The organism is Alteromonas antoniana, from assembly GCF_019249295.1.
Classification (GTDB): domain Bacteria; phylum Pseudomonadota; class Gammaproteobacteria; order Enterobacterales; family Alteromonadaceae; genus Alteromonas; species Alteromonas antoniana.
Genome location: NZ_JAESDH010000030.1, coordinates 38,040 through 51,677 on the forward strand (window position 1 = coordinate 38,040; position 13,638 = coordinate 51,677).

Below are 13,638 nucleotides of genomic sequence, written 5' to 3' on the forward strand. Positions count from 1 at the left end.
ATGTTAGCAAAATCGGTCATAGTCTATTTGATTGGCGCTGTTCTTAGCGCCAGTGTTTTCGCAAAATCTGACATTGACGATAAACTGAAATACGCAGACAGTATAAAAACCAAGTCACCCCAGGAATTCTCTGTAATACTCAGCGAAATTAGTGCGCAACGACAGCAACTGGATACGTCCGATTACTATTACCTCATGCTACTTGAGGGGTTTCACTTAGGATTCAATCGAAAGCCTGCTGAAGCACTTGAAAAATACCGGGCAATTATTCAGCAAAGTTCTGACTCTGATTTAAAAGCGCGCGCCCTTTCTGCTTCTATCAATATCCACGCTATTACAAGAAACATCGCTCAGGGCTACAAAGACGTTCAATCGTTATACGAGATAACGCCTGAAGTGTCAGAGGCGGTCCAACTCGAATCGCTGATGATATTATCGATATTTTTTAATCAGGTTGATGACTATGAAGCAGCCTTGAAAAATGCTTCAGCGGTTCTGGAAAAAAGCCAGCAAAAACGCTTCCAGTGTTTCGGCATGGTAATGAAAATGGAGGCAATGCTTAATCTCGGACAATTAGATCTGCAATCGCCGTTTGACCAGACACTGGAAAATTGCAGAGAAGTAGGCGAGATGATTCCTGCCTCCAGAGTCATTCTGCATAAGGCAACAGCACTTTCCGATAACGATGAGCTTTCCGCTGCTCTGCGATTATTAGAAAGTAATGAAACGATGTTTATCAATACCGGTTACGCGGTTGGTTTGTCTGATTACTATGCAAACATTTCCGGAATGTATCTCACATATGGTCGTCTGAGCGACGCGTTGGAGGCAGCGCAACAAGCGGTATCATTAACTGAGAATACGGGGCTGACAAAACCCAGAGCCGTTGCTCTTGATGTGATTTCCAAAGTTTATGAACAACAAGGTGAGTTTGATCAGGCTTTAGCATTTTTTAAACGAGCTTCTGAAACAGAGAAAGCGTTGCTTGATGAAACCAAAGCCCGACAGCTTGCTATTCAGCAGGCAAAAAACGAGGCGCTGGAAAGAGAAATACATATAAAACTGTTGGATAAAGAAAACTCTCTGCTAAAGACAGAAGCTGCACTTAGCACTAAAGAGCTAGAAAACAGCCGTCTGGTAATCGTTGTGCTGCTGATGTTGGGCGCGCTGGTTATCGTGTGGTTGTTAGTTAACCGTAAAATGCACAAAGAACTTCGCCGCCAGGCAAGAACTGACAAGCTGACGGGGATCTTAAATCGTCATTACTTTACCGAGCTGGCAGAATCCAATCTGCGCTATCATCAGAAAACCAGTCAGACGCTGGCACTGGTGATATTTGACCTGGATTTGTTTAAACGAATTAATGATACCTATGGGCATGTAACAGGCGACTGGGCATTGGTAGAGGTGACCCGTGTTATCAAAAGCGCCTGCCGTAAGCAGGACATTTTAGGGCGAATGGGGGGAGAAGAGTTTGCGATATTGCTTCCCGGCTGCACGGTAGAGAAGGCCGAATCGCTGACAGAGAGTTTTCGCCGCGCGGTTGAGGCAATAGACACATCACACACCGGTTCTGACTTTACCATTACTGCCAGCTTTGGACTGACCGATACCAATCAGTGTGGCTATAAATTTGATCAACTTTATGCCTGTGCCGATGAGGCGTTGTATCGCAGTAAGCATGAGGGCCGCAACCAGGTATATCGTTACGACCCGTCATTTAAAGAGAGTCCGGCATTTCTTAGCACAGATCCTATCGGGACTTAATTGGTTAGAGCACTCGCCGCTGCCACCTTGGTCGGGCTGATTTCTTCACTTGGATAGCAGCCCAGCACCTTGACGTAGCGGGTGATGCTTCTGAGTGAATCCAGTGCATTCTGCACCGGTCCATCCTGCACGTTGCCTTCCACATCAATGTAAAACATTTCTTCCCAGGGGTTGCCCGGAATGGGCCGTGATTCCAGTTTTGTCATGTTAATGCTGTTCTCACGCAGCACTAACAGCGCCTCAACCAGCGCGCCTGGTTTTTGCACCGTTGACATAACCAGCGTGGTTTTGGCCGGAACCTGAAGTGGCACCACAACCGGGTCGCGCGCGACAACAATAAAGCGGGAATGGTTTTCTTTCTGGTTTGCCAGGTTGGACTTGATGGCCAGCAATCCATAAAGGTTGCCGCCCGCTTCGCTGCCGATGGCTGCCACATCATCACGTTGTAATTCACTCACTTTCAGCATGGCTGATGATGTGCTGTCCATGGTTTTTACTTCAATGCTGCCCAGCTCGGCTAAGAAATGGCTGCACTGAGTAAACACCTGAGGATGGGCGTATACCGTTTTGATTTTGCTGATACTGGTTTCTTTTGATACCAGAAGAGTGTGACGAATGGGGTGGGTAAGCTCTCCGATTATGCTTAATTGCGTATGTTGGAGCTGGTCGTATACTTCGTTGATACTGCCTGACGTGGTGTTCTCTATGGGCAATACGGCGTAATCGGCTTCAGTATGCTCGACTTTTTGAATGATTTCACTGAAGCTCTGGCAGCCGATTTCGAGCAGTTCGCCCGGGCGGCGCGAGAAATACTTTTGTGTTGCCAGGTACGAGTATGAGCCTTTATCACCTAAAAATGCCACGCGGTTCAGCGGCAAGGCGCTGCCTGGGTTCGCACGTTCTGCCAGCATCGCCTGCTGGTTAAGTACCGAGTCTTCAATGATCACATGAAAGAGCTGCGTGACATAGTGCGCATCCAGTCCGGCTTTCTGCCCTTCCTTAATAAGCCGGATAAGCAGTTGTTCTTCACGCTTAATATCGCGTACCGGAATATGATGCTTGATCTTGGTTTCAGCAACCTCGTTAGTCAGTTTTCTTCTCTCTGCCAGCAGTGACAGTAGCTCGCTGTCCAGTTCGGTTATACGCTCTCGGATCGGCGCTAGGGCATTGTCAGACATAATGTTTCGGCTCTCCTTCATGGCAAAAAAAAACCTCCCGGTGGGAGGTTTTTTGCACACGACACAGCCTCCCTTACGTTAAGGACATAAACGCAAAAAAGAAAATGACTGTGTGTGTAATATACGTTTTCATAAGCCCGACTTTATGCCCGATAATGGCCTCTGTCAACTGATTTTTACACGCCTTCGTAGTTAGTTGCGGGCTCTGGTATTTTCAAAGTGCATGCATTGTGCTAGCTGGTCATATGCAGTTGAGGAAAGAGATAAAAAAGGGCAGAAGTGAGTTGTCACTTTCTGCCGCAAATGAATCCTGAACGGAAATAAAGCCAGTGATCTGACTGGCTGCTTCGGGCAACCGCCCCGATAATTACTCTCCTAACAACGCGGCCAGCATCGTGCGCACTTCATTGGGTTCAAACGGTTTGTCACACAGTGCATTAACGCCGGTTTGCTGGATGTTTGCCATATGCGCACTGTCTGCAGATTCTGACGTCACCATGATAATAGGAATATGCGTGGTTTCCGGGTTGAACCGGATAAACTCTGACAACTCGCGACCGTCCATCTCCGGCATGTTGTAGTCAGTGACAACCAGATCAAAGGCTTCATCTTTGATAAATGTAAGCGCCATGGCACCATTTTCAGCCTCTTTGATGCGCTTGAGACCCATTCCTTCCAGCACGCGTCTGATATGATTTCGCGCCAGCTTGCTGTCATCCACCAGCAATACGCGCACGTCCTGTACATCGAATAAATCCAGGTCGAGCTCGTCGTGGTTGATCAAGTCCAGACTGGCATTCAGCGCCCGTGATAAATGGAGAGGCTCAAATGGCTTCGGCAGGATTGCTGCGACACCAGCTTGTTTGAACTCTTCCAGCTTTGCCAGCCTGTTTTCGCTGGATACCAGCATAAAGGGAATGCTGGCAAAATCCGGTGATTCCTTAACGTATTTTAACAAATCCAGAGCGGTACCGTCTTCAAAGTACATCGCGCTGACAATCAGGTCAGCACTGTGCGAGCGCAGTGCGGCTTTGGCTTCAGCTACTGTGCTGACAGGATCTATCTCTTTTACTTTTTCTTTCAGCAGCAGCGTGGTGATTATTTTTCGTTGCGTATCGGAGGGTTCGATAAGCACAATATGTAGATCGGAAATCGACAGCTTTTCCATTTCAGGACTCTTCTTTTTTCAACATGATTAGGGGCAGGGCTTAACCACCTGCGATTTTAACGGTAAAGCCGGCATCTTGCAGCAGGGTACGCAGTTTTTCACGATCGTCAGTTTGTACTTCAATCGTGCCATTTTTTACCGCACCACCGCAGCCACACTTTTGCTTGAGGGTTTTACACAGTGTTTTTAATTCAGCGGGCTCTTTGTCCAGCCCTTCGACGATTGAAACGCCTTTTCCTTTTCGGCCTTTGGTTTCACGATGGATGCGCACAATCCCGTCTTTATTCACCGAGCGTGTTGACTGTGCTTTCGCCTGTTCAATTTTGCCGCCGTCAGTACTGTAAACCAGATTTGAGTTTTGCATAAGGTTGAATTGTTTCCTAAGGTCTCCGGAACCACTTCCGCTATTAAAAATCTAGACTAATATACTAGAAGAAAGACATTGAAATTGACACTGCTCTGAGCACACACTACGCCTGATAGTCAAAACAGCCTGATTTTATAATAAATTTTCATCAGCCACAGTGAAAGCGTCAGGGCACACAGCAGTTATCGGAGAAAGCGGATGAGTATTGGGACTAAGGTAACCGATGAGGGTAAGCGACTGATAATCAAACTTGATGAGAAGTTTGATTTTGGAAAAGTGCAGGATTTCCGTCTGGCCTATCTGGATTTATCGGAAGACATAAACCATATCGAAGTCGATTTGAGCGACACAGAATACATGGACAGTTCTGCCCTGGGCATGTTGTTGAATATGCAAAAATCACTGAATGAACGTCAATTCAGCTATAGCATCACGCACTGTCGTCCCCAGGTAGCCAGGATCCTGAAAATATCCCGTTTTGATAAAAAGTTTGAAATCAGCTGAGACACGCAATAATGCGTATTCTGATTGTTGATGACGAACCCCTGAATCGCTTTATGCTCAAACACATGCTTGAGCAACAGGGCTATACCGATTGCTATGAAGCTGAAAACGGCGAGCAGGCCCTCGACATTGCCAGAGAGATTGACCCCGATCTTGTTCTGTTAGATGTCATGATGCCGGGGCTAAGCGGTTACGAGGTTGCGCCGCGTTTAAAAGAAATGGCCGGTGAAGCCTACCTACCAATCATTTTTATCACGTCTCTGGAGGATCAGGAAAGCCTGGTTCGTTGCCTGGAAGTGGGTGGGGATGACTTTGCTTCCAAGCCTTTCGATAAGGTCATTCTGGCTGCAAAAATTCGTGCACATGGCCGTATTCGCACGCTAAGTAAACACGTAGAGCAGCAAAACCAGGAACTGCGTTTTCACCAGGCCAATGTTGAGCACCAGCACGACATCGTCGAACACATTTTCAGTAATGCCGTGGTCAATCGCAAAGATGTCGAGCAGTATTTCGACTTTAAGGTATCTCCTGCGGAAGACTTCAATGGTGACGTCTTTCTGTGCGAGAGCAGCCCGAAAGGGGGAATGTATTTTCTGGTTGGCGACTTCACCGGACACGGACTGGCCTCGGCAATAGGGGCATTGCCGGTTACCCGGGCTTTTCAGGCGATGGCGAGAAAGGGGCTGTCGGTGGCGGAAATGGCGATCACGCTGAATAATGCATTACTGAATCTTCTCCCCACAGACATGTTTTTTGCTGCCGCTATCGTTGAAGTTTCTACCGAGGGTAACCGATTTACTATCTGGAACGGCGGCCTACCGCCGATGCTGTTGAAAAGTGCGGATGGCAGACTGGTGCGGCGTTTTGCTCCGCGACATATGGCTTTGGGGATCCTCGAAGAGAACGAGTTTGAAAGCCACTGCGATATTTACGAGGCCGCTGAAGGCGAACAATTGATGGCCTATTCTGACGGTATTATGGAAATCACCGACAGCCAGGGCCGGATGCTTGATGAGGAAGGCGTGACGGAATGGTTTCTCGCCGCTAAGGATGTTACCGCTGCATCACTCTATGACAGAGCCTTGCAATATCTTAAAGGTGAGAAGCCGGCTGATGATATCACGGTGGTTATTTTCACCTGCCAGTCTTTGCTAAGCCTTCGTGATGAATCACTTATTAGTCAGTTTCCGTTTACTGTCACCAGCACACTTCAGCCACACGCGCTCAGGCAGGAGACCGTGCTTGAGCCGTTACTGGAGATGCTTAACAGCCAGTCGGGCCTGGGCTGGATCCGCTCAGACCTGTTTACCGTTCTGACGGAACTGATGAATAACGCCATCGAGCATGGGCTACTGAAAATTGACTCTTCTCTTAAATCCTCCCCTGAAGGGTTTGTTGAGTATTATATGAAACGCGAGTCGGGCCTTGCTGAGCTTGAAACAGGGCACATTACCGTCTCTGTAGAGTACAAGCCGCATCAGCGGGAACTCTATGTCAGCGTGGAAGACTCTGGTGACGGGTTTGAGTACGAAAACATACCGGACGATGATATTAACAACGCCTTTGGCAGAGGGATCATGCTGTTGCGCGAACTTTGCCAGACTGTGTGGCATGAAAACGGCGGGCGCAAAACCTGTGTTACGATGACGCTTTAATGCTCTGGCAATCGTTGAATGGTTTTGCTTTGTTTTCAACTTCCAATGAAAGACTATCTGACTCACTTATACATCATCGGCTAACCTGACCTGCCAACTGTCGCAGAGGACAACGCTAACGAAACCAGTCAGAACCTCTGATGTCTGCTGTCATCTCGGGGCAGAACGTATGATTTAGTGCATTTGTCGCACAACGAACGATAAGGGCTAATCCAAAAACCTAAGAACAGGCTATCAATCGGTAACAACGGATAACGGACAGTAATACTATGCTGAGAAAAGTACTCGATTTACTCAAGGCGCCAGAGCAGGACGCGCAACCCGCATTAACTACCGAACTGGCTACCGCCGCATTATTAAGTGAAATTATTCGTGCAGACCGGCATGCCGATGAACGCGAGCTCAACGCGTATCGCGCTATGCTGGACGCGCGTTTCAGCTTAACCGACGAACAGATTGACGCCTTAATGGAGGACGGTCGTGAGACGGCAGAAGAAGCAGTAGATATGGTGCAGTTTACTCAGGTATTAAATGAACGGTGTGATAACGAGGAAAAGCGCGCTATCCTAAAGAGCCTTTGGGAAGTCGCATATGCGGACAAAGAAATTGCCCCGATTGAGGAGCATACGATTCGTCGAATAGCAGATTTGCTGCATATGCCTCACAGTCAGTTTATTAAAACCAAGCTGGACGTCACGAGTACCTGATAACAGGGGCGTGCACAGGGCCAGCCATAATTACAACAATAATAGGTTCGTAGCCTGTGTTTCGATCAATAAAAAGTCCGCTGGGCATCATCGTTTCCAGCGCAGTGTTTTTTGCCACAGCTATGGTGCTGTGGCTCGCTATTTCTGAGCATGAAGATTTATATCACAAAGCCGTTCGCGGTAATGTCAACGCACTGGCAACCAATTTGACGGATGATCTGGCCGTTGTGCTGGAAGGCGAAAATATAAATTACACAGAGCTTAGTGTTGTGCTTGCGCAGCTTGAAGCGTATGACAACATCATCAGCGCCGGTGTGTATGACGATGACGGCGCATTACTGTCTCAGGTAGACGGCAAGGCGGTAGATAGAGCAACGTCGCCCGTCACTGAAAAAGCCCTGGATGCCCAGACACCCGCCGGTTTCTTTACCGAAAATAATGATCTGGTAAGTATTCATTATATTGGTGAGCCGGCAATGCTGAAAGGCTATTTAAAGGTGGTCACCGATGTCTCTAGGCCAGTAACACGGAGCAAACGCGCGTTGCTGTTCCAGGCGATGCCACTGGTATTTGTTATTTTGCTGGTCACAATCGGGATCAGTTTGTATTTTCTCAGCCGCCTTCTCAGGCCCTTGTATTCGCTGTCTCGCTTCACCCAACAGGTCAATGAGACCAAAGATTATGCCCTGCGCTATGAAACCGGCCATAAAAATGAAATCAGTAAGCTGGGAAACAGTATCAATAACCTGCTGGAAATGATTGAAGTCGAGCTTACCATCAATTACGAGCAGAACCAGACGCTCATCGAACAGCAACAAACCATGACCCGACTGGCAAACTACGACAGTTTAACCGGGTTACCAAACCGTCAGTTTGTCATGGATAACCTGCGCCTTGAACTGGCAAGGGCCCGTCGCGCGGATGAAGATTTAGTCCTGATGTTTTTCGACCTTGACGGTTTCAAGGGAATTAATGACTCGCTGGGCCATGAAACCGGCGACTTAATTCTGATAGAGGTAGCCGATCGGGTTACCACGATGTTGCGGGAAGGCGACCTGGTAGCCAGGCTGGGGGGCGATGAATTTATCATTTTACCCGACCGTGATACCTCCAGAGCCAGCATTGAGAATATGGCCAACAGGGTGATTACCGCATTCTCCGAACCTTTTCAGTTGCGCGGCCTGGCACTCACCGTCGGGGTCAGTCTGGGAATTGCAAAAGCAACAGATGCAGATTTTGATTTAAGCCAGTTAATGAGCAATGCTGACCTGGCAATGTATCGCTCTAAAGCAAAGGGGCGCGGCACCTATACTATCTTCACGCCGGATATGGTGGAGTCGCACAAACGTAAGTTGTCTATAGCCAACAGTATCGATCAGGCTATCAGTAATCACGAGTTCCAGATTTATTATCAGCCGAAGATTGATGGCAAAGGTGTCATCATAGGTTTCGAGGCATTAATCCGTTGGGTGCACCCGGATTTTGGCATGATCATGCCGGCAGAGTTTATTCCTATTGCCGAGCAGGGTGGTAAAATTTCTGCGATTACACGCTGGGTAATTGAACAGGTGTGCGTGGAAATGTCGGCACTGCGACAACATCTGCAGCGTCGTTTTCGTGTGTCGATTAACCTGTCTGGTCACGATCTTCGCCACTCTGGACTGTTCGATTCCATCCATGCGTTGTTCATCAAGCACAATATCAATCCGGAATACATTGAATTTGAGGTGACAGAATCGGCTTACCTGGAGAACTTTGCGCTCTCGAATAAGTTTTTCCGCCGTGTCAGTAATATGGGCTGTGCAATTGCGCTGGATGACTTTGGAACGGGTTACAGCTCGCTAAGTTACCTTACGCAAATCAGTATCGATACCCTGAAAATCGATCGACAGTTTATCCGCGAGCTTGAAACGTCAGAGCGAAGCAGGCTGGTAACCGGTACCATTATCGATCTGGCAAAGCGCCTGTCACTGACTATCTGTGCAGAGGGAATCGAAAATCACGAGCAATGGGAGTATTTGCTGGAGCACGGATGTGATCATGTGCAGGGTTTCCTGTTTAGCAAACCCATTCCTCTACACCAGTTCGATACATTGCCGGCCCGTTTTGAGCGACGCGCACTGATACAGTCAAACCTGTAACTTTGGCGTTATGGCGTTGCTAATTCGAGACACTATTTCACGGAAAATTAACATGGTTTTAGCTAAGTGACTGAATTATAAAGTTTCCTTTCTTTTGGCATGATTTGAGCAACAAGGAATCATCGACAGTTTTTGGGTCGACGGTTTCGAGGCAAAGCGCCTCATTGTTACCCTGTTTATGACCAGACGCGCGGAGGCTACCATGAAGCGTATCGAAAAAATTTTTCTTATCTTACTCAGTGTTGCGGCGTTACAGGCGATATCAGTCGCTAATGCCAACGCACAAGCAGATCTAATGATGCAATTAGACGCCGACCAGGACGGACTCATCTCACTGAAAGAGGCGGTGAGTAATACAGAACTGCTTCGCAACTTCGGACTGATTGACCAGAATGAAGACGGCTTACTGTCAGTAGAAGAACTGTTGGCGAGTGAACTTACGCCTGGAAATGATAATGAACTTGCAGCAGAGCGTACTGCTGAAGTTTCACCCGATGATCAGTAAATCAGGCAGATAATTGTAGGTTAACGCGGGGACGGTGAGTTTCATGCCGTCCTCTCTTGCTAGCATTTTTGGGGTGTGCCATTCTGATTGACCGGATTTCTTTCAGTGAAAAGCTAGTGCAACTAGGATCTCTTCGACAACTCACTTTAGGCAGCTTTTTGGTTGCCCTTATTCCGCTTATTGCTCTGCTGTGGCAGAGTCAGAGTGATCTCGCCAAAGTCGGACAAATGACACGAATCGAAACCCGATACGTGGTCAATGTCGTGGGGCTGATGCAGAAACTCGATGGGGCTGTTGTCGACCTTGAGCGTAGTATTCGCCAGTTCGCCGTGCTTAAAAGCGAGGCAGTGGCGGAACTTTCTGATAATGCCATCAGCCAGTTTATCGCGGCGAAAGAAAGTTTATGCCTGGTGCTTGAGACCAGTGCCACGTGTGAGCGATTGGACAAGCAAATTCGACAGGTTAAGGGCTACCGGCAAATTAACGACCAGTTGTTATTGAATGCTTATCTCGCGTCAATTAATAACAGCGTGTCTGACATGCGCTCAGATGTGGACGTTGCTATTCAGAAGCGTTTGGATATTCAGCGCGACGATCTCAATGCGATGCAGGCTAAGCAGGCATGGTCTACGGCCATGTTGGTCAGTGTTTCCTTGCTATTGATCCTGTTGGGCAGTCAGCTGATTGTAAATCCGGTTAAAAAGTTAAAGCAGATTATCCGTATTCTTGCGCATCAGAAAGGGGAGTTACCGCCAATTTCTACTCAGGCCCCCAAAGAGCTGATTGGCGTAGAAAGAGATCTTCACTGGCTTAATGACCGCCTGCAGCAACTCGAACATATCAGGACGGCGTTGCTACGCCATGCGGCCCATGAACTCAAAACGCCGCTGGCCAGCATTAAAGAGGGGTGTAGCCTGCTATCAGAAAATGTTGTGGGTGAGCTCAATGCGCAGCAAAAAGAGGTATTATCACTGCTGGCATCCAGTACTCAGCGTCTCAATACGCTGGTGGAAAAGCTGCTGGACTATAATCTTCTGCTGCAACAGGCACAACCAAAGTTCTCGCTGGCCAGCCCTGAAAAATTAGTTAATGATTGTCTGGAGGACTACGCCCTGGCATTGCAGGAGCGGGATGTCACAGTAGATATTCAGACCGAGCAGGTTTGGGTAGATGAAGAGCTTTATCGGCGTATACTGGATAATCTGATATCCAACGCCGTAGCACACGGTGCCGTGGGAAGGCCAATTAATGTCAGTATTTATATCAGTGATAATGATGCAGTACTGGATGTAGCCAACCGTGGTAAACGCATTCCGCAAGAAAAAGTCGCAACCTTGTTTGAACCCTTCACGCGAGGCGATGAACCCAGAAACGACAACGTCGTCGGAACCGGTCTCGGTCTGTCGATTGTGTCTGACTGTGCGCGGCTTATGCACGGCGATGTCGCTGTCGTTGACGTGGATTATGCGGATGTATGTTTTAGGGTCACCATTCCACAACAGGAAAAATGAGAATGAAATCGATGTGGTTGATGGTCGCACTGACAGGTTTGTCGGGGTGTGCCGCATTAACAACAACACATGAAAAAAATGAGGCGGAAACTAACCAGCCCGCCACTCCCATCCTCTCCGTACTGGATGACGATGTTTGCGTCTTTAACAACAGTATTGAAGCAGTGAAGGAAAATTGTGAATTAACCTACTGGGTTGGACTTTGGGTGCAGGCAGACAATACCGCCTGGCCGTTACGCAAAAGTCAGATTGCCGCTTTAGGAGAAACGCCGGCTGATAAGTTGCACAAAATTCTCTTATCTATGCCGGTAGATACGCCCTATCAGGACAGATTGCGCGCGAAGCACTGGCTGGATGAAATTACTCCGGTTTTTACGCCACAAATTCAGCAAGCCGTTGCTACGCTGGTGGCATCGCCGAACAACCAAATGCTGGAGTATGAGTCGGCAATAAGCATGCTCAGTAAGGTGAATACCCAACGGGCACTGAATATTGAGAGCCTGAAATCCGAACTGGAAGCACAACGTAAAAAGCTGGAAGAGCTACTTCAGATTGAAGCAACATTGATGGATAAAAACAGGAGTACTCAGCAATGAGCGAGAAAAAACAATCAAAGCCACAGCTTCTATTGGTTGACGATGATCAGAGTTTATTGCGGTTACTCACTATTCGACTGGAAGGTGAGGGGTTTGATGTCACCGCGGTAGAAGACGGTCAGGCGGCGCTGAAAAAAATAAACAGTGATGCCTTCGATGTCGTGTTGAGTGACTTGAGAATGCCGGGACTTGACGGCTTAAGTCTGTTTGAAGAGATAATGGGCGTCAGAAAAGACATTCCGGTTATCCTGATGACAGCGCATGGCACGATTTCTGACGCCGTTGCGGCGACCCAACGTGGGGTGTTCGGATTTCTGACTAAACCCGTCGATCATGAGGAACTACGCACTCTGTTACAGAAAGCGCTCAGTCAGTCACTGGCCGCGCAGCCGGGAGACTGGGCAAAAGATATTGTTACCCGTTCTCCGGATATGCTGAATGTACTGGACCAGGCGTATCGCATAGCGCAGCGGGAAGTGAGTGTACTTATTAGTGGTGCCAGTGGAACAGGTAAAGAGTTGCTGGCGAATGCCATTCATCAGGCCAGTAATCGGTGTAACAAACCCTTCGTCGCCATTAACTGCGGCGCATTGCCGGAAAATTTGCTGGAGTCCGAACTTTTCGGCCACGCAAAAGGGGCGTTCACGGGGGCGGTCACTGCCAATTCAGGGCTGTTCCGGGAAGCCGATGGCGGCACGCTGTTTCTGGATGAAATTGGCGATATGCCAATGACCCTGCAGGTTAAATTACTGCGCGCACTACAGGAGCGTCAAATTCGTCCGGTCGGCAGCAGTAAGCATGTCGATATTGATGTCCGTATCATCTCTGCGACGCACAAAGATTTACACAAAGAGATGGAAGAGGGAACGTTCCGGGAAGATTTGTATTATCGTCTGAACGTGGTCAATCTGAAACTGCCGTCATTGAAAGAGCGTAGTGAAGATATTCCCTTGCTTGCGCGTTCACTGTTGCAACAAAGTGCGCAGCGCCATCAGGTGAATGTGAGTCAGTTTTCTGATGATGCGATGCAGTTGCTGGTAAAATCGGAATGGCCCGGCAACGTGCGCCAGCTGGTGAATGTGGTAGAACAATGTGTCGCACTCACGCAAACGCCGGTTGTGCCACTGCATTTGGTTGAGCAGGCGCTGTCAGCCACCAAGCAAAGCTGGCCGACGTTGACTGAGGCGCGTGACGCGTTTGAACAAAAGTATCTTCATAAGTTGCTTAAGATGACCGACGGCAACGTAACACGTGCTGCTGAGCTGGCTGGGCGTAACCGTACGGACATGCATAAGCTGATGAAAAAGCACGAACTGGATGCCGGTGACTTCCGGTAGTATCACGCCATAGCGCTGGTGTTTTTAAAAGCGTTACCGATGGCAATACGTTATAGAAATATAAGAAAAATCGTTGTGACAGAAACATAAAAGGGCCGGATAACATCCGGCCCTTTTTGTGCTGTTTGTCCCGTCCTGAAATACGTAGACATAAAGAGGACTTCTTTATGACAACTTCAAGTAATCAAAGACCTAAGCGCAC

12 protein-coding genes are annotated in these 13,638 nt (G+C 48.2%); 9 read left to right on the top strand and 3 right to left on the bottom strand.

Annotation, left to right across the window (positions count from 1 at the left end; all coding sequences use genetic code 11):
* On the top strand, positions 1-1,767 hold the full coding sequence (locus JKP77_RS19190; protein WP_218312785.1) for a tetratricopeptide repeat-containing diguanylate cyclase: 1,767 nt from the start codon (positions 1-3) through the stop codon (positions 1,765-1,767).
* On the opposite strand, the gene pheA is transcribed toward JKP77_RS19190, so the two are convergent.
* The 3 genes from pheA to yciH all read right to left on the bottom strand — a co-directional run bounded on the left by pheA (position 1,764) and on the right by yciH (position 4,477).
* On the bottom strand, positions 1,764-2,945 hold the full coding sequence (pheA, locus tag JKP77_RS19195) for a prephenate dehydratase (RefSeq protein ID WP_246601296.1): 1,182 nt from the start codon (positions 2,943-2,945) through the stop codon (positions 1,764-1,766). The genes JKP77_RS19190 and pheA overlap by 4 nt on opposite strands.
* A gap of 367 nt (positions 2,946-3,312) precedes the next feature.
* Entirely contained in the window at positions 3,313-4,113 is an 801-nt protein-coding gene (locus JKP77_RS19200) for a response regulator (protein WP_218312787.1), read from the bottom strand.
* A gap of 40 nt (positions 4,114-4,153) precedes the next feature.
* Positions 4,154-4,477, bottom strand: a complete 324-nt coding sequence (gene yciH / locus JKP77_RS19205) for a stress response translation initiation inhibitor YciH (RefSeq protein WP_218312788.1) — start codon at positions 4,475-4,477, stop codon at positions 4,154-4,156.
* A gap of 201 nt (positions 4,478-4,678) precedes the next feature.
* Here yciH and JKP77_RS19210 point away from each other — a divergent pair, with 201 nt between their 5' ends.
* From JKP77_RS19210 to JKP77_RS19245, 8 genes are all read left to right on the top strand, one after another.
* Positions 4,679-4,984 carry an STAS domain-containing protein gene (locus JKP77_RS19210; protein ID WP_218312789.1) on the top strand — a complete coding sequence of 102 codons (306 nt, stop codon included), beginning with the start codon at positions 4,679-4,681 and terminating at the stop codon, positions 4,982-4,984.
* Positions 4,985-4,995: 11 nt separating this feature from the next.
* Positions 4,996-6,639 carry a fused response regulator/phosphatase gene (locus JKP77_RS19215; RefSeq protein ID WP_218312790.1) on the top strand — a complete coding sequence of 548 codons (1,644 nt, stop codon included), beginning with the start codon at positions 4,996-4,998 and terminating at the stop codon, positions 6,637-6,639.
* 269 nt (positions 6,640-6,908) lie between these two features.
* Positions 6,909-7,346: a tellurite resistance TerB family protein gene (locus tag JKP77_RS19220; RefSeq protein WP_218312791.1), complete on the top strand. Its 438-nt coding sequence runs from the start codon at positions 6,909-6,911 to the stop codon at positions 7,344-7,346.
* Positions 7,347-7,402: 56 nt separating this feature from the next.
* Positions 7,403-9,487 carry an EAL domain-containing protein gene (locus tag JKP77_RS19225; RefSeq protein ID WP_338024901.1) on the top strand — a complete coding sequence of 695 codons (2,085 nt, stop codon included), beginning with the start codon at positions 7,403-7,405 and terminating at the stop codon, positions 9,485-9,487.
* Positions 9,488-9,689: 202 nt separating this feature from the next.
* Positions 9,690-9,992: an EF-hand domain-containing protein gene (locus JKP77_RS19230; protein ID WP_218312792.1), complete on the top strand. Its 303-nt coding sequence runs from the start codon at positions 9,690-9,692 to the stop codon at positions 9,990-9,992.
* 116 nt (positions 9,993-10,108) lie between these two features.
* The gene (locus JKP77_RS19235; RefSeq protein WP_218312793.1) at positions 10,109-11,503 is read left to right on the top strand and encodes a sensor histidine kinase; all 1,395 of its coding nucleotides are present in this window, start codon (positions 10,109-10,111) and stop codon (positions 11,501-11,503) included.
* 2 nt (positions 11,504-11,505) lie between these two features.
* Positions 11,506-12,099 (top strand): hypothetical protein, encoded by a 594-nt coding sequence (locus tag JKP77_RS19240; protein ID WP_218312794.1) that lies wholly within the window; start codon positions 11,506-11,508, stop codon positions 12,097-12,099.
* A complete protein-coding gene (locus JKP77_RS19245) occupies positions 12,096-13,436 on the top strand; it encodes a sigma 54-interacting transcriptional regulator (protein WP_218312795.1) in 1,341 nt (446 codons plus the stop codon). Before JKP77_RS19240 ends, JKP77_RS19245 begins: the two co-directional genes overlap by 4 nt.
* Positions 13,437-13,638 lie beyond the last annotated feature (202 nt).